Origin of the sequence: Wolbachia endosymbiont of Anopheles demeilloni (assembly GCF_018491735.2) — a bacterium.
Lineage (GTDB): Bacteria > Pseudomonadota > Alphaproteobacteria > Rickettsiales > Anaplasmataceae > Wolbachia.
Window position 1 is genome coordinate 295,574 of sequence record NZ_CP084694.1, and the last position, 24,707, is coordinate 320,280.

The following is a 24,707-nucleotide window of genomic DNA, read 5'->3' on the forward strand; positions in this document are numbered from 1 at the left end:
TTAAACATGGAGAGTGATATATGTTACAAAACCTATTAACTGATTTTAACACTGTAAAACCGCAAAGTAGACTAATACCTAAAGGTACAATAGTAAAGGTAAAAATGACAATCAAGCCTGGAGGTTATGAGCATTGGTTTACTAAAAGCCCCAATACCGGTAGCATTTATTTAAATACAGAATTTACCGTTATTGAAGGTCTATATGAAAAGCATAAGATTTACCAAATAATTGGTATTAAAAGTAGTAAAGCAGAAGATACTTGGAGAGAAATGGGCCGCTCTATGCTTCGCAGTATCTTGGAATCAGCACGTGACATTCATCCACATGATAACTCAGAAAGTGCAATCCTTGCTCGTAAGCTAAATTCAATTGCAGAATTAAATGGCTTAGAGTTTACAGTAAAGGTAGGTGTTATAACTGATGAATATGGAGAGAAGAACAAAATTGCTTCGGTAGAATACCGCAAAAATTATGAAATTGACAGAGTACCATTTTGAAGTACGACGAGGAAAAGCTTTGGTCTGCTGTCGTTACTAGAGGTATTCAGGATGCAGTAGGCAAAAACCCAAAGCTAAGAGAAGAAGCAATTAATTGGCTGAATTCAAAATCTTTTGAAACTGTTTGTGAGCTAGCTAATCTCAACTTTACACGTATGAAAAATATGTATGGGAATTTTATGTCTAAAAAGCAAAAAGAGTTAAAGATGTTATTGATTGATAATATCCAAGGAGTGTGTTTCTTACCTACTTCCAAATGGTGAGTTTTACCGAGAAAAAACTTATATTGGAGACTTAAATGGAAATACAATTACAGTTAAAATAGTAGGTAAGGAAGCTGGTGATTGGCGTAATTTTACTGAAGGAACTGGTGGTGATATTATTGATCTTTGGATTTTAATTAAGGGTGATATATATTCTGCTAGAAAGTGGCTCAATAAAAAATCAAAGAGTGGAGAAAAAAGGGGGGAAAAGAGAAGAAAAAATATTTTCTGTAAAGCAGTACTTAAGTGATCAATCACCAATACCAGAAGATATAATAGCTCCACGAATTCTCACTCCAGGTGGTCTTTTAGTAATTGGTGGTACTCCAAAGGTTGGCAAAAGTTATTTTCTTCTCTCTTTGCTTGCACATCTTGCAGCAGGAGTGTCGTTTCTTAAGATGAAGTCAGCAAGGCCACTAAAAATAATCTATCTGCAAAATGAGATGGAGTACAATTACATCAGGGAACGCATACAACAAATCATAACTAATCAAAGGCTACCAAATCTAGCAGAAGAAAACTTGATTGTTACTACAAAGATGAGATTAACTTTAAATGATGAAGGTATAGAGAGAATAAAAGATATTATAAAAGAAAAGTTTGATATCAAAATGATAGACCTTACCGTTTTGGATTCTCTTGATTATGAAAATATATTTTCTGGCCTGCAAAGCAGAATAGAAAGATTACGTTCTGTGATTAATCCTACAGCTGGAATAATTATCACACGTCATACCAGAAAAGTATCCACACCTACACTCGCAAAAAGTCCTTTTCAAGCTTTAATTGGTGCTAATGCTTTAAGAAGCTTTTATACATCTGGTATGGTAATGTTTCAACCAAATAAACGTGCAAGTGTCTTGCAAGTAGTATATGAGCTAAGAAACGGTAAATCAATACCAGCAAAATTCATTAGCAGAGTAAATGGACGTTGGCAAAACTCTAAAGTTATAGCTACGGCTTAATTTGTCTGCAAAAACGTGAAAACTCAGCTTCTGCAAAACATCAGATCTTGTCTTTTTCACCTACTACCAAGAGGAACATTTCGTGGCGATAAGTTTTATGTAGGTGATGTACAGGGTAACAAAGGCAAAAGCACTGTAATAGAGTTAACAGGTGAAAGAGCTGGATTATGGAAAGATTTTGCAACAGGAGAAGGTGGTGACATTATTGACCTTTGGGCAACATTACACGGGAAGAATGCGAAAACAGAATTTCCTGAAGTAATGCTCTCAATAAGTGAATGGCTTGGCATCAAAGAAAAAAATAATATTAGAGATCTAGAACAATACCTGACTTGTAGTTGGAACTACTACGATGAAAATAACCAATTGATTGTAATAGTCTACCGTTATGATCCTCCTTTAGAGAAAAAACATTTTAAACCATTTGATGTTAAAAAACAAAGATTCAAAGAGCCAGAGATAAGGCCACTCTACAACATTCCGGGTATTTTAAGGTCCGATAAAGTTGTTCTTGTAGAAGGAGAAAAATGCGCAGAAGCACTTATAGAGAAAGGAATTACAGCTACAACTGCGATGTTTGGAGCAAATGCGCCTATTGATAGAACAGATTAGACTCCACTTAGAGGTAAACATGTTATCATTTGGCCAGACAACGATGAAGCAGGTAATAAATATGCCAAAAACGCTGAAAAGAAGCTTTTAGAACTTGGTGTTGCATCACTTGCTACGCTTAAGATTCCACCGAATAAACCAAGGAGTTGGGATGCTGCTGATTGTGTGTTAAAGGGAATAAATATTGAAGAATTTATTGAAAAAAACTCAAGAAAAATAATTATTAAACCACCACTTGATATTTTTAACTGGAGTGTAGAGCGTTTTGTAGGTCCAGTACCAAAGCAAGGATTCTTGGTTGAAGGATTATTTCTTTTGGGTGTAACATCTATTTTGGCTGCAATGGGTGATACTGGTAAAGGTATGCTTCTTCTTGACTTAGCCATCAAGATTGCAGGTAGCATAGATCAGGTGTGTGGATTTGGCCAACTTGTTACTGAACACGGATCTGTGGTGATATTTTCCGCAGAGGATGATACAAATGAAATACATCGTCGCTTAGAACGACTTGATCCCAAATGTGAAAGATAAAAATATAAAGATAGGCTATTTATTGTACCACTGCCAAATATAGGAGGATCTTTTGCCATACTTAAGAATGTTCGCGGTAAAGTTGTAGAAATATCTCCAGAATTTGAGTCGGTAATGAAGCAGCTGAGCAGGATAAAGGATTTAAAGCTCATCATATTTGATCCCATTGCTTCTTTCATTCATGCAGATTTAAATGCTGACCCAGCAGTAGGGGATTATCTCATGTGTTTATTATCTGATTTAGCATGTAGCACTGGAGCTTCAATAATTACTGCACATCATATGAGAAAGCTGAAGGGAGAAAAGCCTATATCAACAGTAGAGCAAGCACGAGATGCTATTCGAGGTACTTCTGCTCTCGTAAATGGAGTCAGGTGTTCTTTTGCTTTTTGGCCTGTTGAGGATATAACTAAACCAATGATTTTTAGATCAATTGGAAAAATCCCAAGACAAAATGCCTTATTTTATGGAGCTGTTGTTAAGGCAAATGGCCTGGCTGATCGTACTGTACGTACTTATCTGAGAAATGAAGAAACAGGACTATTAGAAGACATCACTGAACAATTAAAAGCTCAAAATATTAGTGATAAGGATCTTAAAATATATCTTATTAATTCAATTGCGCGAGCTGCTATTTCAGGACATCCATTTACTCACACAGGAAGTGCAGGAATACATAAACAACGACATAGACTGCCTGAAATTTTTCATATTATGAGAAGAGATAGACTAGAGCGTATAGTTCAAGAGCTTTTACAAGCAAAGCAAATAGTTAAAGAAATGGCTAATGGTTCAAAAGAAGATAAATGGCTTGATGTAAAAACAGGACCATTTGCACGTGGAGTTGAAAAATTTACTCATGGAGCTGAAAATTTTTAAAATCAGGAAATTCTATTTTTTTATAGTCAAAGTAAAAGGGTTAATACGATAACCATGTGATGATCTTTGCCAACCAAGGGTTTGTATTACATCATCACGTTCAATACTTAATCCTAATCTCTCAGCAAGTGTAGTTTTGATTGTTCTTTGCATTTTATTTAATGGTTTTCTGATTTGATGTTCTAAATCTGCTTCTAAACTAAGTCCCAAGAGTTTTTCTAACTGATTAATATTGAGAAGTGTATGGTTTTCCGGTGGTAATTCTTTCTCACAGTCATGTAAAAATTGCTTGAACAATATTCGAAAAATATTAAGACATGATACAGCTTTTTTATTTATAACTTCAACGATATCAACGTATACCATACCTTTAACTACCTGTAACTCCAAAAGCTTTGTTGGTACAATTGGTTCAACACGTTTAAGCGAAATATATGAAGCTGGTAAAATTTGCAAAGAAGTATTTTCTACTACCTCTGGTACTCCTCTTTTAGCTGCTTCTTGAAATATCTCAGTTAAAGTCTTAAGCTGACAAAACAGTTCTACCATTCGCACTACATATAGGCTCAATAATAGATTCGGTATATCTTTTTTTAGAGTAATGAGAACTGTTGGATGGACTCTAAGTTTATCTATAGTTAGAAATATTGCATCAGTACAAAAATCAAGGATTATTAGATTTACAGTACGACCTTGATTACAAACATAATAAACTCCTTTTTCCACTTTTTCCCACATAAGTCTTAAATCATTCAACTCGGTTTCAAACCAGTCTATGATTTTCTCTATATTTAAGTATATGGATAAGAGATGAAATCTCTGTTTTTGATAAGTATTAGGCAGAATATGACGAGAACAGTTTTCACAAATAGCGTCATCACATGCTTCATCAAAGTCTGGATCAATGAAAATCTCATTGCTACAACTTGGATCAATTACATTTGGCCAATCAAGATAATCTTCTTCACAAGAACAAACAATCTAAGAGACTGTACATGATCTCAAAAAAGGGATAGAATGAGAGGATAAAGTAGGATATGGGAAGTTTATATCCAAGTGATATAAGTCGAGGAAAGTTTGAGATTATTGTAGCAGATCTGAAGTCTTGCAGGAAGAGGGTCCTCTTCCTGCAAGACTTCAGATCTGCTACAATAATCTCAAACTTTCCTCGACTTATATCACTTGGATATAAACTTCCCATATCCTACTTTATCCTCTCATTCTATCCCTTTTTTGAGATCATGTACAGTCTCTTAGAGGATTAAATGGAAAGACACCGCTGAATTATGCAGTAGAAATTAACGAGTTTGGTATGGTTGCACTCTTACTGAACAGGAAAAATATTAATCCACTGATCACTGATGATGATGGTAAAAGTGCGCTAGATTGTGCAAGAGAAGAAATATTACAAGCGCTAATTAATAACAAATACGGATCAGAGGAAGATAGCTTACCTCACTTAGCTGCGATGTTGAATGAAGCAAATGCTGTAAGGTTTTTACTCGACAAAGGGGTTAATGTTAATGAGCAGAATGCTCTACTACATACAGCATTACACTTAGCAGTAGGAGCTGGAAATGAAGAAATAGTAGAAATTTTAATTAAAGAAGGAAATGCGGATAAGGACATTCTTGATGCGAGAAATCATGCAGCAATTCATTATGCAGTAAACAACAAGAAGCTAGGAGTAGTAAAATTACTTTCAAATCTTGGCGCGAATGTTAATGTAGTTGGCAGTGGCAGAAATGCAATGAAATTATCTTCTTTGCACGTAGCTATAATAGGTAGTATCAGAAATGGGTTACGATGTAGAAGAAATTGATCAAGAAATAGCAGAAGATCAAAAGCGTGCAAATAGTCTCAATTTAATGTTTGACTCTGATTGCAAAGGGTTATGATATTGCTAGGAAAGCCATTAATGCTTGAACCAAGGAGTTTTGAGCTACTATCGCTATACAAAGGAAAACAGCCAATTTTCAAAAATCACTCTATCAAAAGTAACGTAGAAAGAACTGCAATTATACCAATACATGGAATCTTGACTAAAAAACCAGGTGCGTTTGATAAAATGCTCAGGATGACATCATATGAGCAAATAGAAGAACAAATTACACAAGCATTAGCAGATAGTAGTATAGAGACAATTATACTGGAAATAGATAGCCCAGTAGGAGAGGTAAATGGAGTATTTGACTTAGCTGATTTTATCTACAGTGCAAGAGGAAAAAAGAGGATAATAGCGATAGCAAATGATGATGCATACTCTGCTGCATATGCTATAGCCTCTAGCGCTGAAAAGATTTTTCTTACCTGCACTTCAGGAGTTGGGAGTATAGGAGTAATAGCAAGTCATATAGATCAAAGTGGGTTTGACGAAAAAAAAGGTATTAAGTACAGCACAATCTTTGCTGGTAGTCGAGGGAATAATTTTAGATGCTGACGGGTCAGAGTTGTTAAATCTGTACAACGAATTTGAAATCACACCAAAAGTAGTAAATTTTGCCCTTGGAACAGCAACAACAGATGTAAAGCGTAATGTATGGAAGTATTGCGGCATATTGAGGATAACTTAAGTGGTGAATATGTGACGGGAATTCATGCACTGGTAAGTCCTGAGTTTTTTGATGCACTTACTTCTCATGCAAAAGTAAAAGAAGCATATGAAAGATGGCAAGAAGGTGCGGCGCTCCGGAACGATATGAGATCAGAATTTACGTTCTGTGGAATAACATTTGAGGAATAAAGATGTTTTAGTTTTTTCTTTTCAGGGGAAGGTGGTGTCCAACGAGAAGATTCCTGTCTCTGACAATAATCTGCAATAATTTCTGCATCAGACTGGTCATTCTTCTGCCGTGCAAGCTTACTTTTTGCATAAAAGCTTATGCAAGCTGGGTTCAAAACACTAACAAAATATCCAGCTTTGTAAAGGAATTCAGCCAAAGCTTCGCCATAACAACCAGTGAATTCCATACAGGCTTTTACTTCTTCTAAATTATGTTTTTGTAAAAAGCTCAGCAGACCTTGAAACCCAATATCATTGTTTTTAAATTTTCTTTTCCTTGCTTCACGTTTTCCTTTTTTACTTATGAATGAGAGAGAAACATCAAAGTGTTCTTTTGAAATGTCTATACCTAAAAAGTTGTTGATCATATATAACCCAATACGTTACCATTTAAAATGAAAAGTAAGGCTTACCTTGTGAATACAGAATTAGAACCATTTAGGTTTTTCTACGATACCGTCCAGCCTCTACTTTTGAGAAGGGAACTCTTAATCTTTCATGCAGATTTTATATCTAGGAATGAACGCAGAATTTCTCCCTTCTCCACCTAATGCTTAAGCTTAAAACATCAGATGCTTTTTTCAAGATACAAGGAATGGACGCTAAAACAGGTAAAGAATTAGAGGGAATAGAACATCTAAAACAATCAATGATTGATATATTAACTACTCCTATTAACAGGAGAATAATGAGGAGAGACTATGGGTCAAGACTATTTGAATTAGTAGATAAGCCAATAAATAGAGATTTAACACTTGAGATATATGCAGCAACAGCAGAAGCTTTGGAAAAATGGGAAAAGAGATTTAAGTTAGAAAAAGTAAAAGTTGAAGGAGTAAAAGAAGGGAGAGTAACATTGAATTTAGAAGGTGTCTATCTTTCAGAAGGTAAGTTCATAAATATTAATGGAGTAGTTGTTTAAAAATGCAGCAGCCAAATATTATCGAACCACTGAACTTTGAAGAGATTTTTTCTCGGATGAAGGAAGAGTTAGTGAAAAGTTTTACAGCATTAGTAGAAAGTGACCCAGCGATGAAGGTATTAGAAGTAGCAGCATGGAGGGAATTGTTACTAAGACAAAGAATAAATGAATCAGTAAAGAGCAATTTACTAAAATTTGCAACGGGAGAAGATCTTGATAATTTAGCTGGGTTTTATGGAGTGGAGAGGCAGAAAGAAGAAGATGATGAACGATTTAGAAAAAGAATTAAAGCAAAGATAGTAGCGTGTGGAAGCAAGGAGTATTATAGGTATTATGCACTGTCAGCAGATAGTAGAGTAAAAGATGCACTAGTGGAATCACCTATACCAGGAAAAGTACAAATTTCAATCTTATCAACACAATTATCCACAGCGTCAGAAGAGCTACTTAAAATTGTAAAAAAGCAGGTTACTAGAGATGATATAAGGGTTTTAACTGATACAGTAACAGTGATAAGTTGCAATATTACGGAAATAGATATTCACAGCAGAATGAGCATAAGTCCTGTAATATCAGAGGAAGAAATCAAGAAGCAGTTCATCAAGAAGTTTGAAGCAAATAGAAGGTTGGGCTGGGATGTTACAAGATCGTGGATAATAGCGAATTTGTTTGTGAAAGGAGTAGAAAACGTAGAATTAATCGAGCCAAGAGAGGATGTTGTGGTGCTAGGTAACGAGTGTGCAAATTTGCGAAATTTAAAATGCTATTGCCACTAAACGCAACAAAACAAGAAAAAGCGCTGTTAGATGCAATAGATTATAAGGTTGATCCAACCTGTATCAGAGGGTTTAAGTTCAACCTAAAAGAAGAAATATTACCATGGATAATAGAAGAATATGGTTTAGAAGAGATACTGCGCTGGGTAAAAGACAAAAGAAAAGCTGTAGTAGAAGGAGTGAAATTTCAAAGACTGAGAGGAACTCCAGCATCACTCAAAATAGCACTAAAGTGGGCAAATATAGAAGATATTGCAATTATCGAAGAATCACCAGGAAGACATTTTTTTGAATTACAAGTAGGAATAAAAGATGTTCCAAATGACTTTTTTGTAGATGCAGTATTAGAACTTGCAAAACTATCACTACCAGCAAGATCGCGATTAATGAGGATTTTTAACGATTATTACAACGTTGATAGGTTTATTTTAGATGAGAGTATATTTGGCAGCTTACTATCAGACTATTCAGGTAGAAAGGTTGAAAAAGATGGGCCAGTGTTATCGTTTGGAAGAATAAATTTTTTCAGTTCTAGAGGTCCGTTAGTAGAGATTGTAGACAACTATTTAAGAGAGCATTATGAAAAAACATTTAGTAATGACATATATCGATTAGGTGTAGCAGTACTTGGAGAAACAGAGACTCACACAAAGGATTACAAAGGCATCTATGAAAGGAGTCATCAGTGGTACAATTTAAAAGCACTATATCCATTACCACAGAGTTTATTACCAGAAATTAAGTTTGCGAAGGCGCAAGTTATATTATCGGACAGTTGGAACTTAGAAGAAATAAATGCGTGCTTTCCGGTTAGTAGCATAGAAGAAGAAGGAAATAAATTTGTATTGGGAAACGATAAACTTTCAGGGCAACGTTGGAATTTAAAACACAAACCAATTTTAGAAAGGTTTAGCGTTACCCATGATTACAAAGTAAAAAATCATACCGATCAAAAGATTACAAAATACGCTTTAGCAGAGCACAACATTCATTTTGAAAGTGAATTAGATTCAGAGCAAAAAGACTCAATACACGAATTAGAAAAGCACATTTTAGTATTTTACCCAGGAGTACTGAAATGGCACGAACATCGACATTTGAACAGAAGTTGGAAAAGTAGTCAAGTTATATCTATAATAAGTTAAGTATTTATATTTAAATTCTCATATATATTACTAATAATAGGTAAAAATGTATGAAATAAAAAGAAAAAGACTTGCTTTTTCATTCCAAAAAGGACATGACTTGAATAGCAGCAGGTAAATATAAGAAATTTGTCTGGCGCTAGAAAAGCTAATTTTGTGAGGTATGAAATGAGTTTTAGCAAGAGTAAGTTTTTTAAAGAAGTGTCAAGTAACGATATTAATAAAAGAAATGAAGAAGGAGAGACGATCTTGCATCAAGCAGTAGAAATCTCTGATTACAAAACAGTGAGGTTATTAATAGAAAAAGGAGCAGATGTTAATGCAAGAGATAAAAATGGTTATACACCTCTGCACTATGCAGTATTCGCAAAAAGCTTAGAAAATGTGAAAGTGCTGCTAAGGGAAGGAGCGGAAGTAAATGCCACTCAATATGTTACTGGATGTACGCCACTGCACTCTGCATGCAAAATAGGAGGAGCAGGAGTTGAAATAATAAAAGAGCTAGTAAAAGCAGGAGCTGAGGTTAATCAACTGAATAAGTACGGAGCAACGCCAATGTATTACATCTGGGAAAGTGAAAAGTATCGTCTATGTGATAGCAAAGAGAGTGAAAAGGCAAGTAAATTTTTGAGAGAAAAAGGTGGAGTAACAAAAAGTAGAGAACTGACGTGCTATGGAATAGAGGGGCTAGTGGGAGAAATAGCAGACATGTTGAATGGAAGCTACATGCCGGAGCTAAAAATAATAGAGATAGGAGAAATAAGGAAGAGAGACAAATCGCTAATAAAGAAAGAATGTTAAAATTTAGCAAGCAAGATAATGAGCAAAGTGAACGAAATGATAGATGAGGGGGTGAGAAGGAAGGCTTAGGGATTTAAATTTAAAGAAAAAGTGGAGTAAGTTATGGTAAAGCTGGGTAAAAAAGAGGAGTCTCTATTAGAGAACTCATATAAAAATATTTATGCAAGAGACGAGAATGGAAGAACAGCTCTGTATTATGCAATAGACGCAAAAACAGTGAGGTTATTAGTTGAAAAAGGAGTGAATGTGAATGCAGCAGATGTAGAAGGATACACAGCACTACACCTAGCGGTAACGGAGAAACGTCTAGAAACCGTGAGAGAATTAATAAAATCAGGAGCAAATGTAAATGCGGAAGAATATGGAAATAAATGCACTCCATTGCACCTTGCATGTATGGTAGGTGAAAAAGAAATAGTGGAGGAGCTAGTAAAAGCAGTGGCTGAAATAGAGCAAGCAGATAAATTTGGAATGACAGCGATGGATTATGCAAAAAATAGCAAAGAAATATCCGAGGTATTAAAGAAAGAAACAGAGAAAATGGAAAGTTTGTTAAAAAAATAAGAGTCGTATCAGAAAGCGCAACAGCAGTTGGCAAAGGAAGGGCTAGACCAAATTTGAAGGCTGTAGCTGATAAAAGTTGGTCTTTTTCATAAGAGTAAATGGATTGATGGAAAAAAGGAGTGGTAAGGCTCCTTGCACTACAAAAACATTTGCAGGAGAAACTATGAGAAAAAGAACATTAACTTGCCGATACGAGCCAGATGAATTAGCGGAACAACATCTAGCAGACGCCTATGAGCTGTTACTAAGGTATGCGGTAAAAAGAAACAATGAAAAGGAGATAAAGAAAAATGATAACAGTGGCCTTATATGCAAGAGTTTCATCGAAGAGTCAAGCGCAGAGCAATACAATAGAGAGTCAAATTGCCGAGCTCAAACATAGAATTGCTGCAGATAAGCATGAGTTATTGAATGAGTATGAATTTAAGGATGATGGGCTTATTGGGTGGAGTTTAGAACGTGAAGGTTTAGATGCATTACGTGATAAAGTAGGAGAAGATCAAATTGATAAAATTTATATTCATTCACCTGACCGACTATCAAGAAAATCTGCACATAAAATGATATTACTTGATGAATTTGAAAAAGCAGGAGTAGAAGTAATATTCTTAAATCATAAGACTGAAAATAATCCAGAGTCTAAATTGTTATTGGGAATGCAAGGATTAGTGGCAGAATATGAGTGTACAAAGATTATGGAACGTAGTCGTAGGGGAAAACTCCATAGAGCAAAAAAAGGCTGTGTAAGTGTAATTGGCATTGCACCTTTTAGTTATAATCGTATAAAGCATGTAGATAGAGAAAAGACAAAGTTTGAAATAAATGAAGAGGAAGCAAAAATAGTAAAGCAGATATTCATGTGGGTAGGGCAAGAAAGAATAAGTATAAGGGAAGTGATACGTAGACTAAGAGATAAGTCAATTAGAACAAGAACTGGAAAGAAGGTGTGGTGTCCAATAATAATTTGGAAGGTATTAAGAAATCCAGCATATAAAGGACAAGCAGCGTTTGGTAAATTAAAGAGGGTTGAAAAAAGAGAAAGAAATAAACAAAAGGTTTCTATCTGTCGCACAGATGAGGAAAGCTGGATTTATATACCAGTACCAAAAATAGTTGATGAAGGGTTATTTAATAAAGTACAAAAGCAACTGGATGAAAATAGAAAAAGAGCAAGGATGCAGAGAGAGGGAGGAAAAAAGAAATATCTATTACAAGGTCTAGTTGTGTGTCAAAACTGTGGATATGCGTATAGTGGTGCACAATGTGGAGTTGAGGGAAAAAAGTTTAGCTATTATTGCTGTAGTAGTACTATACGTATTACTGATGGTAGGGAGAAGTGTACTAATAAATTGGTCCGTACAGATATGTTAGAAACAGCTATATGGAAAAAGGTGAAAAATTTACTAAAAAACCCAGAGATAATAAAAAATGAGTATCACCGTAGAATTGCAGAAAATAAAAATGATGAATCATCAGATAAGAAGTTTGCAAGAAGGGAAAATCAAATAAAACAAGGCATCGAAAAGTTAATGGAAGGCTATTATAGTCAAGAAAATGTAGGAGATAAAGGATATATAAGTGAGGAAGAATTTAAACAGACGATGAAAAGAATGAGGGAACGCTTAAGAGGGATAGAAGAAGAGAAGAAAAAGGTAGTTGATCAAAAAGCAATAGAGAAGAGAATGAACCTTATCATCAACAGTATAAAGAGTCTTTATTCCAGTGTAAAATCTAATTTGGAACAGCTAGATTGGCAAATTAAGCGTGGCATCATTAAAGCATTAGTAGAACGAATTCAGATTGGTTATGACCAGGTAGAAGTGGCGTTTAGAATCGAAGAACCAGAACAAGATGGAGAGATTTTTAATTTGCAACATTGTACTGGACGTCATGACAATAAGAGTATTTATCCTTTAGAATTAATTAAGAGAAAATTTTTTCTTGACTTGTTGTATAATTTGATAAAAGTGATCAAAATCTAAGCTTACACTACCAATTAAAACTCCTAATAGATTTGGAATACTGAGCAATTTTTCTATATTTTCTGAGCTGACTGAGCCACCATATATAATGCGTTTTTTACCAGTACACAATTTTATTATCTCTATCACCTCAGCAATTGCGTCATTATTTGGCACATTTCCTGTTCCTATTGCCCATATCGGTTCGTATGCTATGGTATATTCACCTTGTGTTAGCAAACGGTTTTTGCATTGATATTCTATTACTTCTTTTGTTTTTTTATTTTTATAATCTTCTGAGTTTTCACCTACACAGATGATTGGGTGTAATCCTGATTCTATTGCTGTTTTCGATTTAAGTTTTATTTCACTATCTTTTTCATGAGCCCTTTCAGAATGTCCAAGTATTACGTAACTACATCCTAGTTCCTTCAACATTCCTGCACTAATTTCACCTGTGTAAGAACCGAACTCTTTATGATGGCAATTCTGTCCTCCTATTTTAATATTATTGTTCAACTCTATACTGCTTGGAAATGATGTAAAAGGAGGGCAAATTACTAATTTAGAGGTAATTTCGTTGCTCTTGTTGTTAAGTTTGCCTATAAAATCAACAAATGAAGAACGTGTTCCATTCATTTTCCAATTTGCTACTATTAAAAAGGACATCAACTTTACTTGTATGGATAAGAGTGCCGGCTGTCGGACTTGAACTGACAACCTACTGATTACAAGTCAGTTGCTCTACCAATTGAGCTAAGCCGGCATTAAATACACTGACAATATACAATTATTGATGAATTTTCGTCAACTAATTTTTAAAATACTGCATACTAAGATCATATGAAAAAATTTTCACTGAAGCCAAAAAAGAATCTAGGGCAAAATTTTATTTTATCGAATGAGATAACAAAAAGAATAGTTGCCTTAGCTGGTAGCCTGAAAGATTTTAATGTTATTGAAATTGGTCCTGGGTATGGTGCGTTAACAAGAGAAATATTGGCGTATAATCCAAAGTTTCTACTTTCTATAGAAAAAGATAGTAGTTTAGTGAAACATCACGAACAATTGCTAAATGAGCATCAGGGAAAATATAGAATTATAGAAGCAGATGCACTTAATGTTGTAGAAAAAGAGCTGGTAGAATGTCCAGTCAAAGTCATTGCTAACTTGCCTTACAATATCTCAGTAGCGTTGTTTTTAAAGTGGTTAAATAATATAAAATTTTTTACGAATTTGACGTTAATGTTCCAAAAGGAGGTAGCAGAGCGTATTACAGCAGAACCTAATTCTAAAGATTATGGTTCCCTATCAGTGCTAAGCCAGTTACTATGCGACATAAAAAAGGAATTTGATATTGAACCTAAAGAATTTTTTCCAAGACCAAAAGTATATTCTTCAGTAATTACAGCAAAACCTTTACCCACTCCAAGATTTGCAGTAAATTTAGAAACCTTAACAAAGCTAACACGTGCTGTGTTCGCTCAAAGAAGAAAGATGCTGAGAAATAGCTTGCAAAGTATAACTAGTGATGTCTCAACTACTCTTGAGAATGCTAAACTGAGTGGAGACGAACGTCCAGAAAGCTTAACTATTGAGCAGTTCTGTTTGCTAGCAAATAAATATAATTATGCGATAAATATATTAGGAGCTACATACCTCTTCTATCCTATTTTGATCTAAAAATAGCTGGAGCCAGGCTAATTTTGCAAAAGCTCTATTGCAATTTCATTAATTGGCGTATAAGCTTTAAATAAAGCATATGAAAAAAATGGAAGCTTGTTATTCGTTTGACGATGTACTTCTCTTACCGGCCCATTCTGATGTATTGCCTCGTGATGCAGATACAAGAACTTATCTAACAAATAATATAGAACTAAATATCCCTCTCATATCCTCTGCAATGGACACTGTCACTGAATCAGGCTTTGCAATAGCTATTGCCCAACATGGTGGAATAGGTTGCATACATAAGAATTTATCAATAGATGAACAAGTGTTAGAAGTAAGAAGGGTGAAAAAATATGAAAGCTGGATCGTGTATAACCCAATTACAATCTCCCCAGATAAAACAGTTGCAGAAGCAGTTTCATTAATGAGAGAGTATAATTATTCCGGCATTCCTGTAGTTGATCAACGCAAGTTAGTGGGAATTTTAACTAATCGAGATGTGAGGTTTATTGAAGACCAGAACATGAATATAAAAGTTTCCGAGGTAATGACAAAAGATAAGTTAGTAACAGTTCGAGAGCAGGCAGTAAACAGCGCCTCAGCAATGAAATTGTTGCATGCAAATAGAATAGAGAAGCTTTTGGTTGTTGATGAAAATTCTTGTTGCATAGGTCTAATCACAGTTAAAGACATCGAAAAATACAATAGATATCCAAATTCATGTAAAGACAGTAAAGGTCGACTCAGAGTTGCCGCTGCAATTGGTACTGGTAAAAAAGACGGTATAGAAAGATGTGAAGCTTTGGTCGAAGAAGAAGTTGATGTGGTTATTGTAGATACCGCTCACGGTCATTCCCAGAACGTTATCAGCACTATTAAGGAAATAAAAAAGATGTATCCGAATACTCAATTAATCGGCGGAAATATCACAACAACAGAGGCTGCTGAAGCGTTGATTGATGCTGGTGTTGATACAGTGAAAGTTGGAATAGGGCCAGGATCAATTTGTACTACTAGAATAGTTACAGGCGTTGGTATGCCACAATTCTCTGCGATTAAGAATATTGCAGAGGTTTGTAAAACAAAAAATGTCAAACTAATTGCTGATGGTGGAATAAAATATTCGGGAGATGTTGCAAAAGCTATTGCAGCTGGTGCTGATACTGTGATGATAGGTTCAATCTTTGCTGGTACTGAGGAAAGCCCAGGTGAGATTATCATGTATAAGGGTAGAGCATATAAGGAATATCGAGGAATGGGATCTATTAGTGCAATGAAACGAGGGTCAGCTAGCCGTTATTTTCAAGATTCAAAACTTGATTTAGTCCCACAAGGAGTAGAAGCAAGAGTTCCTTTTAAAGGTCCAGCTTCAGGAGTGATCTGTCAGTTAATTGGTGGGTTGCAAGCTGCAATGGGTTACACTGGCAACCGTAATATAGAAGAGATGAAAAAAAACTGCAAATTTATCACTATTACTTCATCAGGGTTAAGAGAAAGTCATGCTCATGATATAATCATTACACAGGAAGCTCCAAATTACGCTTACCAAGCATCTAATTTATCATCTGATTCAGAGTAAATACAATCCCCTTTTGAGTGTGTCATTTCAACACTGGTACACAATTGTATAAACATATTAATATTAAGAGTCAAAAAGATGTCATCTAAGTGGCTGACACTGAAAAATCGATTGTAAATAAACTGACTACATAAAATTTTTGATCAAAATCAGTGCTATAAGTTGGAGTAGCAACTTAAGGTAGATTGCCAGCTTAATATATTTTGATAAATCCAAATTATTTTAGCTATAAGAGAGCTTTGCTTTTTTGCTCCATTAGAATTGGCTTACTTTTAGTGATTCATGGAGTTAAAAAAGTCAGCATTGCTCTTTGTTAAAAGTAATTTGTCACGTAAAAACTCCATTGCTTCAACAGATCCCATAGGGTTAAGTATCCTACGCAATACCCATATTTTATTTAGTATGGCCTTATCAACTAATAGCTCTTCCTTCCTTGTTCCGGATTTTGTAATATCAATAGCAGGGAATATACGTTTATCAGCAAGTTTTCTATCTAGTATAATTTCAGCATTACCTGTGCCTTTAAACTCTTCAAAAATAACATCATCCATTTTTGAACCAGTTTCTATAAGGGCTGTAGCAATGATTGTCAAAGAACCACCATTTTCAATATTACGAGCTGCTCCAAAAAAGCGTTTTGGTCTTTGCAGCGCATTTGAATCTACACCACCTGTTAGAACCTTTCCAGAAGAAGGAATGACTGCATTATAAGCACGTGCAAGGCGAGTTATAGAATCAAGCAAAATCACTACATCTTTTTTGTGTTCAACCATTCTTTTAGCTTTTTCTATTACTATTTCAGCAAGTTGGACATGACGATAGGCAGGTTCATCAAATGTAGAGCTTACCACTTCACCCTTTACAGAGCGTATCATATCTGTCACCTCTTCGGGTCTTTCATCTATAAGTAATACTATTAGTTCTATTTCAGTATGATTTGTAGCTATAGAGTGAGCCATTTGCTGAAGCAATATCGTTTTTCCTGTACGAGGTGGAGCAACTATCAATGCTCTTTGTCCTTTTCCAAGAGGTGTAACTATATCTACAGCACGCATGTTTATATCTTTTTTATTATCTCTGCTACTGTTGTTTTCAAGGATGAGGCTTTTTTCAGGATAAAGCGGAAGCAAATTATCAAAATGTACGTACTTTCTTAATTCACTGATTTCAGTAGAGTTTATACTTTGAACCTTAGTTAAAGTAAAATATCTTTCTTTATCACCAGGTGGCCTTATTTTTCCACATGCCATATCTCCTGTACGTAAATTAAACTTCTTTATTTGGCCATTGGAAATATAAACATCATCGGTACTTGGAGCATAATTTGCACTTGATGAACGTAAGAAACCAAAACCATCAGGCAATATTTCCACTACTCCACTTCCTGTGGTTATGCCTCCTTCTTCACTCATTTTCTTCATTAAACTGAATATCATTTCCTGTTTTAGCATCCTGCCATTGCCTTTACCACTAGTTGAAATTTTTCTTTCTTCAGCTAGCTCTAACAATTCTTCTGCTGTTTTCTCTTTCAATTCGCTCAGGTCCAATGTTTTCTTGTTTTTTTCAGCACCTTCACTGGTCATTTGTTTTACTTCGTCAGCATTATGAGTTTGTTCGCTTTTTTCAGGTTGACCTACAACCTCTCCTTTTGCTAAGACATCTTCATTGATTGTTGTCATAATCCTCCAAAAATTTTAATTGATGCTTACTAACCTAAAATGTGAATACAAAACAATGAATTAGGCTGAGCTAGTTTTTAGTGCGTATTTAGACTTAATTATCATTAAATTGGACACTTTACTTACATTATACTGATAAAAACTAACAAGTCAAGTCAATTTAATATTAACAAAGTACAAGAATTTGAGAATCATCAATAGCTATTATTTATATTTTTTAATCTTTGTTTCTTCTCTTCTTCTACTTTCGCTTTTTCTACTTCCGCTTCTAAATTTTCCTGGCTACATAAACCAAGTAGTACAGGATCTTGAGGTTTGATATTAAGTATGTTATGATGAGATCTATCTCTTACCTGCTCAACTGTGTAATTTGTTGTACCAACTAGCTTAGCTATCACATTATTGTTCAAGATAGGAAATTTTTTTACCAAATAATAAATCGCATTAGGTTTATCTCTACGCCTTGCTGTGGAAGCAAAGGCAAGAAAGCTAATCGTCTTTGCCCTTTTTTTCATATTTTTTATAATCAAATTTGGTACACGATTTGGATTTTTTTTGCAATTATCGATTTCTTTTTCAGTAATTATTTCAGAAATAATAAGGTCATACTTTTCAACTTCTATTTCCTCATCAGCTATATTTTGTACTTTTTCAAGGGATAACTTGCAACATTGTGCTATTTGATCAAAAGTTAAGCTAGTGTTATCAACCAACCAAGCAGCTACTTGCATGAGAAATTGTTCATTTCTATCTTTATTGTCTTTAGAAGATTCCATTGACATCGAAAAAACATCTCTCATTTTAATATTCCTTTACTGTTATAGAAATAAAATATAAACCATTAAAACTAAAAAAGCATTAACTTTGTCATCCAATGGCTTTTTGGTTTATATTTCTTATCTCTTAGAACCTGTTCATAATCTTTTGAGGAGGAAAGAAGTAAAAGCAAGAACGACCATTTGCAGGCTAGTGTTGAGTTTCCGCTCGCAATTTTTCCAAAGTCGCCTACATTTTTGCAACCAAGCAAAAGATCTCTCAGGTTGTTGAGAGATCTTTTGCTTGGTTGCAAAAATGTAGGCGACTTTGGAAAAATTGCGAGCGGAAACTCAACACTAGCCTGCAAATGGTCGTTCTTGCTTTCGCTGCTTTCCTCCTCAAAAGATTATGAACAGGTTCTAAGTAATTGTTTGATGTTCTCAAAAAAACTAATGAAAGAACCTGCTTTATAAATTTTTCAACTCCCTTACCATAAGGATATGGCTATACTATTTATCTTCGTCTGTGCAGATTAAACGACAAAAGCATAACGCAGTTGTCGTCTTATTTTTAATTTTTTGCACTATGTGCATCTTATTTCTTTACAAAACTTCCAGTTTTTTAACCATATAAGCTGAAACGGGCTGTTTAAGACAGGCCAATTTTCAGGAGTCACAACTAGCTAATAGGGGGTTTCTTTTGTCTTTTTTCTACTTGGTAAATTTCTTGATATTTGTAGCTAAAGTAATTTAAGAGAGGTGTCATCCCAGTGCTCCGACACTGGGATCCAGTTAAATTTACGAGTATAAAAGTAATCAACGTTTCTGATGATGGAAAAATGGATCTCAGTGTCGGAGCACTGGGATGACAAGAAAAGGAGTACTGGAATGACAAGAAGGACATTCCACCATTTCATTCCAGCGCATGACCAGATTTTCTTATTTGATCTCAGACTGGCTGGTTATGTAAGTTCCAATTTTAATAATATTTACATATAAGCCATACGCTTGAGTTGCAAAGTTCTAAAAAGCAGCCAAAATAAAAATAAGTAGACATTTATAAATCAAACTAAGTGTACAATCAACAAACAAGAGTATTGATTGCAACAATACTCTGTAGAATCGCAATATGGTATGACCATATGCTCTTTATTGATCTGGTTAATATAATTAGTAGAGAATTTTGTTATGCAAAAGATATCTACTACAGCATATTGCAATTGTTTGGAATTGCAGGAATGGGTGCAATGATAAGACCACTTGGTGCATCTGTATTTGGTCACATTGGTGATAGGTATGGAAGGAGAATGGCGTTAACGATTGCTATCTTGCTAATATCGATTCCTTCTAGTCTCGTTGCGTTTATTCCAGGTTATAGTAAAATAGGAATAACCTCTACTATGTTGCTTCTTACAATCCATCTGATACAAGGGATTGCACTTGGCGCTGAGCAAGGAGGTAGCTCTGTTTATCTCATAGAGCATTTACCTAATAAGAAAAAACTAGGAATGTTTTTTGGAATAATAAGTTTTGGTCGCTCCATTGGAATATTGCTCTCTGTGGTTGCAGTGATCATCTGTAAAAAAACCACTGATTTTAACGCTTGGGGTTGGAGGCTGCCGTTTATTTTTTCAGCCATTTTAGGATTAATAAGCGCATATAGTATATATACTCTAGGAGAAACTCCAGCGTATGAAAAAGATCGAGAACAAAGAAATTTACCTAATTTACCAATAATAGAGCTTACAAAACGCTATAAGAGAGCCCTGATGTTTGCAATTTTAATATCTGTACCTGTTAATGTTGCTGTTGGATTTACCATATTTCTTAGAACAATTGCAAAAGAAATAGTGTCTGTTGAAACTTATGTAACAACGTATGTCAACGAAGTTGTACTCATTATAACCAGTATGTTAATGCCGATATCTTCAATAGTGCTTGGAATTTTAGCTGATAAAACAGGAAGAGAACGCACTGCAATCTTATTTATAGTGATAACAATGGTAATATGTTGTCCTATGTTATCTATTGCATATTACTATAAAAGCTACCTAATAATTATGTTGAGTGTGATGGCTCTTTCTATAATCGAGAGGGGTATTAATCCTATAGGGATAGTTACTGCTGAGCTTTTTCCTACTAATGTTAGATTTAGTGGTGTTAGCTTATCACGCAACATCTCTTTTGCCTTGCATGGAGGATTTACTCCTATGATATGCACTTGGTTTACTATAATGTTTCCTAAAATAGACTTTGCTGCTGGGCTTTATGTAATTTTTTGCTTATTAGTCAGCTTAGTAGCAATATTGCAAATAAAACCACAAGATAAAAAGTGTGATTGGTAATTTTCTCTATTTAAATTTATTTCACTTATTTAGCTAATTTTTATTACAATTATAATTTTGGCTTTTATGAAAATTGCATACGTATGTCAATTCTGCGGTCATAGCACTGGAAGGTGGGTAGGAAGGTGTATTGCATGTGACAGTTGGGATACGGTTGTCGAAGAAATAGTACTAAAAACAGAAACGAGAAGTACATCTGCATCAATTTCAATAAAAGCGTTATCAGATAGTGAAATTATTACCCCCGATCGTTTTTTAACAGGAATAGAAGAGTTAGATAGAGTTTTTGGTGGAGGTATCGTTCAAGGTGCTAGCATTTTAATTGGTGGTGAACCTGGAATTGGAAAATCTACTCTTTTGCTTAGGATTGCAGCTAATGTTGTACAACTTTCCTCTTTTGAATGTCTTTATGTATCTGGCGAGGAATCTTTAGAGCAAGTGAGCCTCAGAGCAAAGCGTCTTAAGATAAATGAACCTAAAATTAAGCTTTTATCTACAGTATCTTTAACTGATGTAGTAGCAACAATAAGGAAAAATAAAAGTATTAAGTTCTTGATAATTGATTCTATACAAACTATGTATGATAGCAAAGTCACATCAGCACCAGGAACTGTAACTCAAGTCCGTACCTGCGCTCATGAATTGACTGTTCTTGCAAAGCAATATGGTGTTTCTCTCTTAATAGTTGGCCATATAACAAAAGATGGACAAATAGCGGGACCTAAAACCCTGGAGCATATGGTAGATACAGTACTATATTTTGAGGGTGAAAATAGTAATCAATATCGCATTTTACGTACTATTAAAAATAGATTTGGCCCTGCAAATGAAATTGGTGTTTTTGAGATGTCTAAAGCAGGACTCATGCCTGTTGATAATCCATCATCATTATTCTTGACCGTACATGATAGAGAAGTAGTTGGCAGCGCCGTATTTGCAGGAGTTGAAGGCTCAAGACCAATCTTAATCGAAGTGCAAGCATTAATAGCAAGGACTAATATGGCAACTCCAAGAAGAGCAGTAGTTGGTTGGGATATTAATAGGTTAGCTATGATAATTGCGGTTCTAAGTGCTCGTTGTAAAATGTTTTTGCATGATAAAGAAGTATACCTAAACATTGCGGGAGGACTCAAAATACAGGAACCATCAGCTGATCTTGCTGTTGCTGCTTCCCTTATTTCAAGTTTAGTAAATTTACCGCTACCAACTTCTTCAATAATCTGCGGTGAAGTTGCACTTTCAGGAGAAATTAGAAACGTTTCGCATGCTGATCTCAGACTAAAAGAAGCACAGAAATTAGGATTCAAAAAAGCGATTATGCCTAAAAATGGCAATTATTCTTCTCATGATATTGAGATAATTAAGCTTGGTCATATAAAAGAGTTAAAAGAGGTCTTCAATCACAGTTAAATACTATCTGCATGAACATTTTGCTTGTGGGAAGGATGCCACCCTAGCTGCGGTCCAGCTTTCTACGCAACCTCGTCAAAGAAGTTTGTTCTAGAATAAAACAGCTACTTTTATGCTCACCAAATCAGTTTGCTTACGATAATCAAATTTCTGGATTCCATCGTCACGCGCTGGAATGACACCATAATACCTACTGTAAATTGCCCTCCGTTTTCATGCCAGTGCCCAGACACTGGCATCCTACAGATAATGTTCGTACAGCTTTGACTGGCATGACACTATCTGCTATTTTTCCTTGCCTGAACGAATAGGAAAACAAGTAGCTAATTATCGCATAAAAAAAGAAGATGTAGAATATCTTCTTTTTTGTGATTAAAGATACATTAAATCTTAATTGTGTATTTCCTCTTCTATAAGCAATAATTTTTCGCTCTCATCAAAGAGACTTTTTGCGCTAGCTGCTAATTTCTCACTAATTTGTGGTAGACATTGTCATAATATACTCCTTAAATTTTTAAAAAATATTTATGTTGGTATAAAAGTATCAATATTACATTAATATAATTACTTTTTAGGCATGAGTGACAAGCTGAAGTGGTTTTTGGTTGCCCACAAAACATATTAGATCCTTATTTCATATTCTTTAAAATATTTTTTTCTTATACTTTCTTTATAAAAACCATGGGCGCCCATTGATTTTTATTGGCTAAAGTAAAGATCAAGTATCTGAAATTCTGGACATAAAATACTCCTGTATAAAAAAGAGTTAGGAAAAAATGCAGTGAACATACGACAGATATACACTGAAGAATACATTTTTTAATAAGTTTGATTAAAAAGTCTGCAGACTAAAGATAGATTTTGAGCTCTTAAAATATCTCTATTTGTAATTATAATTAGATTGAAAATATGCGGAAGTAATTTTTATACGTTAGCTATCTATAACGGCTCACCCAACCCACTTGCAATCTGGATCCCAGACTGAGATGACAAGAAAAGGCTACTCAAATAGGAAGTACTGGAATGATATCATCTAAAAACGGCTTCTCATGATAATTAAGCTTGGTCATATGAAAAAATTAAAGAGATCTTCAATCACATTTAAACAGCGCTTCAGCAAATTCTTTGCCAGTAAATTCCCTCAGGTCTTCTATACTTTCACCAATTCCTATAGCGTGTAATTTCACCTTATAAGCTTCTGCAAGCCCAATCACTACTCCACCTTTGGCAGTACCATCTAGCTTTGTTACAATTAATCCGGTAACACCAACCATTTTACTAAAGGCCTCTAATTGGCTATAAGCATTTTGGCCAGTAGTTGCATCAAGAACTAAAATAACATCATGAGGAGCAGTATCATCCAATTTCTTTATCGTTCTATGTATTTTTGACAGCTCTTGCATGAGATTTACATTGTTTTGTATCCTTCCTGCTGTATCAATCAAAACAACATCAACGCTATCTTTTATCGCTTGATTTACAGCTCTATATGCCACACTTGCAGAATCGCTACCGTGCTCTCCAGTAACAATAGAGCAATCAGAACGTTCTGCCCAAATATTTAATTGCTCACTCGCAGCAGCTCTGAATGTGTCGCACGCAACAAGCATAACGGATTTTCCTTTTTCCTTATATTTATAGGCAAGTTTACCTATAGTTGTAGTTTTTCCATTACCATTCACTCCGCATACCATTATTATGTGTGGTTTTTTATTTAAAATGAGCGGCTGGACAATAGGGTTTAATATTGTTTCTATTTCGCTCATTAACTGCTGTGTGATAATGTTATGTTCAACTTCTGATTCAAATTTGATACTTGCGAGCTTATCAATAAGCAATCTAGAAGTTTTATGACCTATATCCATGCTAATCAGCAGCTCTTCCAGATCATCTAAAAGCGACTGATCTAATTTTTTTTTGCCAGAAAAAATATTTTTTACTCCATCACTAAAACGGGAGGAGGTTTTTAATAGTCCTTGATAAAGATTACTGAATAAACTCAAGAAATACTCCTTCTAAAATTACCATATAAAGAATGACATGCACTATATGTATTTGTAAAGTAAATACACTCGTAACCTATATATTTTGTGAGTAAAATGTACCGCTTGCTAGTGTATTTTACTTTAGTTTTTAACCTAAATATGTTATAATGTAAGTAATGATTTACGGGTAATCTATGAGTTATAATGAAAAAATTTTAGATCATTACGAAAATCCAAGGAATGTTGGTTCTCTGGATAAAAATGATCCAAATGTTGGTACTGGTTTAGTTGGTGCACCATCATGCGGAGATGTAATGAAACTGCAAATAAAGGTCAACGATAAAGGTGTTATTGAAGACGCAAAATTTAAAACTTTTGGTTGTGGTTCTGCTATAGCTTCAAGTTCTTTGCTTACAGAAATGATCAAAGGAAAAACTATTGAGAATGTAACAAAGATAAAGAATACTCAAATAGTGGAAGAATTGTCTTTGCCGCCAGTAAAGATACACTGTTCAGTACTTGCTGAGGATGCTATAAAAGCTGCTATTCATGATTATCAAAATAAACAAAAACATTGAGGAA

Annotated in this window: 20 protein-coding genes, 1 tRNA gene and 9 pseudogenes; 22 read left to right on the plus strand and 8 right to left on the minus strand. The window is 34.7% G+C overall.

What is annotated here, in order from left to right:
• Positions 1–20: 20 nt before the first annotated feature.
• From JSQ73_RS01565 to JSQ73_RS01585, 5 genes and pseudogenes are all read left to right on the plus strand, one after another.
• A complete protein-coding gene (locus JSQ73_RS01565; protein ID WP_214249414.1) occupies positions 21–500 on the plus strand; it encodes a hypothetical protein in 480 nt (159 codons plus the stop codon).
• A complete protein-coding gene (locus JSQ73_RS01570) occupies positions 497–763 on the plus strand; it encodes a hypothetical protein (RefSeq protein ID WP_234301834.1) in 267 nt (88 codons plus the stop codon). The genes JSQ73_RS01565 and JSQ73_RS01570 overlap by 4 nt, the downstream gene beginning before the upstream one ends.
• The gene (locus JSQ73_RS01575) at positions 717–1,013 is read left to right on the plus strand and encodes a hypothetical protein (RefSeq protein ID WP_234301835.1); all 297 of its coding nucleotides are present in this window, start codon (positions 717–719) and stop codon (positions 1,011–1,013) included. Before JSQ73_RS01570 ends, JSQ73_RS01575 begins: the two co-directional genes overlap by 47 nt.
• Positions 952–1,728: an AAA family ATPase gene (locus JSQ73_RS01580; RefSeq protein WP_234301836.1), complete on the plus strand. Its 777-nt coding sequence runs from the start codon at positions 952–954 to the stop codon at positions 1,726–1,728. The genes JSQ73_RS01575 and JSQ73_RS01580 overlap by 62 nt, the downstream gene beginning before the upstream one ends.
• Positions 1,729–1,989: 261 nt before the next feature.
• Positions 1,990–3,750: pseudogene (locus JSQ73_RS01585) on the plus strand (AAA family ATPase).
• 12 nt (positions 3,751–3,762) lie between these two features.
• Here the strand turns inward: JSQ73_RS01585 and JSQ73_RS01590 are convergent.
• On the minus strand, positions 3,763–4,506 hold the full coding sequence (locus JSQ73_RS01590) for a hypothetical protein (protein WP_234301837.1): 744 nt from the start codon (positions 4,504–4,506) through the stop codon (positions 3,763–3,765).
• Between the two features lie 281 nt (positions 4,507–4,787).
• On the opposite strand from JSQ73_RS01590, the gene JSQ73_RS01595 reads away from it, so the two are divergent.
• The 4 genes and pseudogenes from JSQ73_RS01595 to JSQ73_RS01610 all read left to right on the plus strand — a co-directional run.
• A complete protein-coding gene (locus JSQ73_RS01595; protein ID WP_234301838.1) occupies positions 4,788–5,015 on the plus strand; it encodes a hypothetical protein in 228 nt (75 codons plus the stop codon).
• Positions 5,000–5,539, plus strand: a pseudogene (locus tag JSQ73_RS01600) (ankyrin repeat domain-containing protein); the annotation flags it as partial. The gene JSQ73_RS01595 and the pseudogene JSQ73_RS01600, both read left to right, overlap by 16 nt.
• Positions 5,540–5,644: 105 nt before the next feature.
• A pseudogene (locus JSQ73_RS01605) lies at positions 5,645–6,178 on the plus strand (S49 family peptidase); the annotation flags it as partial.
• Positions 6,165–6,490, plus strand: a pseudogene (locus tag JSQ73_RS01610) (major capsid protein); the annotation flags it as partial. The pseudogenes JSQ73_RS01605 and JSQ73_RS01610, both read left to right, overlap by 14 nt.
• Here JSQ73_RS01610 and JSQ73_RS01615 read toward each other — a convergent pair.
• A pseudogene (locus JSQ73_RS01615) lies at positions 6,490–6,900 on the minus strand (IS110 family transposase); the annotation flags it as partial. The pseudogenes JSQ73_RS01610 and JSQ73_RS01615 overlap by 1 nt on opposite strands.
• Positions 6,901–7,118: 218 nt before the next feature.
• Between JSQ73_RS01615 and JSQ73_RS01620 the strand changes: the two are divergent.
• From JSQ73_RS01620 to JSQ73_RS01650, 7 genes and pseudogenes are all read left to right on the plus strand, one after another.
• On the plus strand, positions 7,119–7,454 hold the full coding sequence (locus JSQ73_RS01620) for a GPW/gp25 family protein (protein ID WP_214249934.1): 336 nt from the start codon (positions 7,119–7,121) through the stop codon (positions 7,452–7,454).
• A gap of 2 nt (positions 7,455–7,456) precedes the next feature.
• Positions 7,457–8,230, plus strand: coding sequence for a baseplate assembly protein (locus JSQ73_RS01625; protein ID WP_234301839.1), 774 nt, complete (start codon positions 7,457–7,459; stop codon positions 8,228–8,230).
• On the plus strand, positions 8,215–9,375 hold the full coding sequence (locus JSQ73_RS01630; RefSeq protein ID WP_214249467.1) for a phage tail protein: 1,161 nt from the start codon (positions 8,215–8,217) through the stop codon (positions 9,373–9,375). The genes JSQ73_RS01625 and JSQ73_RS01630 overlap by 16 nt, the downstream gene beginning before the upstream one ends.
• 168 nt (positions 9,376–9,543) lie before the next feature.
• Positions 9,544–10,245: pseudogene (locus JSQ73_RS01635) on the plus strand (ankyrin repeat domain-containing protein).
• A 33-nt stretch (positions 10,246–10,278) separates the two neighbouring features.
• Positions 10,279–10,740 (plus strand): ankyrin repeat domain-containing protein, encoded by a 462-nt coding sequence (locus tag JSQ73_RS01640; RefSeq protein ID WP_214249466.1) that lies wholly within the window; start codon positions 10,279–10,281, stop codon positions 10,738–10,740.
• A 106-nt stretch (positions 10,741–10,846) separates the two neighbouring features.
• Positions 10,847–11,122, plus strand: coding sequence for a hypothetical protein (locus JSQ73_RS01645; protein ID WP_214249465.1), 276 nt, complete (start codon positions 10,847–10,849; stop codon positions 11,120–11,122).
• Complete coding sequence (locus tag JSQ73_RS01650) at positions 11,031–12,722, plus strand: recombinase family protein (protein ID WP_214249464.1); 1,692 nt, start codon at positions 11,031–11,033, stop codon at positions 12,720–12,722. The genes JSQ73_RS01645 and JSQ73_RS01650 overlap by 92 nt, the downstream gene beginning before the upstream one ends.
• Here the strand turns inward: JSQ73_RS01650 and JSQ73_RS01655 are convergent.
• Together JSQ73_RS01655 and JSQ73_RS01660 are read right to left on the minus strand one after the other, a co-directional pair.
• The gene (locus JSQ73_RS01655) at positions 12,660–13,370 is read right to left on the minus strand and encodes a triosephosphate isomerase (RefSeq protein WP_214249463.1); all 711 of its coding nucleotides are present in this window, start codon (positions 13,368–13,370) and stop codon (positions 12,660–12,662) included. The genes JSQ73_RS01650 and JSQ73_RS01655 overlap by 63 nt on opposite strands.
• 24 nt (positions 13,371–13,394) lie before the next feature.
• A tRNA-Thr gene (locus tag JSQ73_RS01660) sits at positions 13,395–13,467 on the minus strand.
• Positions 13,468–13,544: 77 nt separating this feature from the next.
• Between JSQ73_RS01660 and rsmA the strand changes: the two are divergent.
• Together rsmA and guaB are read left to right on the plus strand one after the other, a co-directional pair.
• Positions 13,545–14,340: pseudogene (gene rsmA / locus JSQ73_RS01665) on the plus strand (16S rRNA (adenine(1518)-N(6)/adenine(1519)-N(6))-dimethyltransferase RsmA).
• Between the two features lie 123 nt (positions 14,341–14,463).
• Positions 14,464–15,951 (plus strand): IMP dehydrogenase, encoded by a 1,488-nt coding sequence (gene guaB, locus JSQ73_RS01670; protein WP_214249462.1) that lies wholly within the window; start codon positions 14,464–14,466, stop codon positions 15,949–15,951.
• A 272-nt stretch (positions 15,952–16,223) separates the two neighbouring features.
• Here the strand turns inward: guaB and rho are convergent, their stop codons facing one another.
• From rho to JSQ73_RS01685, 3 genes and pseudogenes are all read right to left on the minus strand, one after another.
• On the minus strand, positions 16,224–17,630 hold the full coding sequence (rho, locus tag JSQ73_RS01675; protein ID WP_214249461.1) for a transcription termination factor Rho: 1,407 nt from the start codon (positions 17,628–17,630) through the stop codon (positions 16,224–16,226).
• Positions 17,631–17,824: 194 nt separating this feature from the next.
• Positions 17,825–18,430, minus strand: a complete 606-nt coding sequence (locus tag JSQ73_RS01680) for a cell cycle transcriptional regulator TrcR (protein ID WP_214249460.1) — start codon at positions 18,428–18,430, stop codon at positions 17,825–17,827.
• Positions 18,431–18,544: 114 nt separating this feature from the next.
• Positions 18,545–18,667 (minus strand): annotated as a pseudogene (locus JSQ73_RS01685) (IS5/IS1182 family transposase); the annotation flags it as partial.
• A gap of 2 nt (positions 18,668–18,669) precedes the next feature.
• On the opposite strand from JSQ73_RS01685, the pseudogene JSQ73_RS01690 reads away from it, so the two are divergent.
• The 3 genes and pseudogenes from JSQ73_RS01690 to radA form a co-directional block, all read left to right on the plus strand.
• Positions 18,670–18,798: pseudogene (locus JSQ73_RS01690) on the plus strand (IS5/IS1182 family transposase); the annotation flags it as partial.
• A 660-nt stretch (positions 18,799–19,458) separates the two neighbouring features.
• On the plus strand, positions 19,459–20,730 hold the full coding sequence (locus tag JSQ73_RS01695) for an MFS transporter (RefSeq protein ID WP_214250189.1): 1,272 nt from the start codon (positions 19,459–19,461) through the stop codon (positions 20,728–20,730).
• A gap of 66 nt (positions 20,731–20,796) precedes the next feature.
• Positions 20,797–22,140, plus strand: coding sequence for a DNA repair protein RadA (gene radA, locus JSQ73_RS01700; protein ID WP_214250190.1), 1,344 nt, complete (start codon positions 20,797–20,799; stop codon positions 22,138–22,140).
• Between the two features lie 1,091 nt (positions 22,141–23,231).
• Here radA and ftsY read toward each other — a convergent pair.
• On the minus strand, positions 23,232–24,143 hold the full coding sequence (gene ftsY, locus JSQ73_RS01705) for a signal recognition particle-docking protein FtsY (RefSeq protein ID WP_214250191.1): 912 nt from the start codon (positions 24,141–24,143) through the stop codon (positions 23,232–23,234).
• Between the two features lie 176 nt (positions 24,144–24,319).
• Here ftsY and iscU point away from each other — a divergent pair, with 176 nt between their 5' ends.
• A complete protein-coding gene (gene iscU, locus JSQ73_RS01710; RefSeq protein ID WP_007302620.1) occupies positions 24,320–24,703 on the plus strand; it encodes a Fe-S cluster assembly scaffold IscU in 384 nt (127 codons plus the stop codon).
• The last annotated feature ends 4 nt before the right edge of the window (positions 24,704–24,707 follow it).

Coding starts and splice junctions, on each gene's coding strand:
- JSQ73_RS01565 (WP_214249414.1), top strand. CDS start 21: ATGTTACAAAACCTATTAACTGATTTTAACACTGTAAAACCGCAAAGT.
- JSQ73_RS01595 (WP_234301838.1), top strand. CDS start 4,788: ATGGGAAGTTTATATCCAAGTGATATAAGTCGAGGAAAGTTTGAGATT.
- JSQ73_RS01625 (WP_234301839.1), top strand. CDS start 7,457: ATGCAGCAGCCAAATATTATCGAACCACTGAACTTTGAAGAGATTTTT.
- JSQ73_RS01630 (WP_214249467.1), top strand. CDS start 8,215: ATGCTATTGCCACTAAACGCAACAAAACAAGAAAAAGCGCTGTTAGAT.
- JSQ73_RS01640 (WP_214249466.1), top strand. CDS start 10,279: ATGGTAAAGCTGGGTAAAAAAGAGGAGTCTCTATTAGAGAACTCATAT.
- JSQ73_RS01645 (WP_214249465.1), top strand. CDS start 10,847: ATGGAAAAAAGGAGTGGTAAGGCTCCTTGCACTACAAAAACATTTGCA.
- JSQ73_RS01650 (WP_214249464.1), top strand. CDS start 11,031: ATGATAACAGTGGCCTTATATGCAAGAGTTTCATCGAAGAGTCAAGCG.
- JSQ73_RS01655 (WP_214249463.1), bottom strand. CDS start 13,370: ATGTCCTTTTTAATAGTAGCAAATTGGAAAATGAATGGAACACGTTCT.
- guaB (WP_214249462.1), top strand. CDS start 14,464: ATGAAAAAAATGGAAGCTTGTTATTCGTTTGACGATGTACTTCTCTTA.
- rho (WP_214249461.1), bottom strand. CDS start 17,630: ATGACAACAATCAATGAAGATGTCTTAGCAAAAGGAGAGGTTGTAGGT.
- JSQ73_RS01680 (WP_214249460.1), bottom strand. CDS start 18,430: ATGAGAGATGTTTTTTCGATGTCAATGGAATCTTCTAAAGACAATAAA.
- radA (WP_214250190.1), top strand. CDS start 20,797: ATGAAAATTGCATACGTATGTCAATTCTGCGGTCATAGCACTGGAAGG.
- iscU (WP_007302620.1), top strand. CDS start 24,320: ATGAGTTATAATGAAAAAATTTTAGATCATTACGAAAATCCAAGGAAT.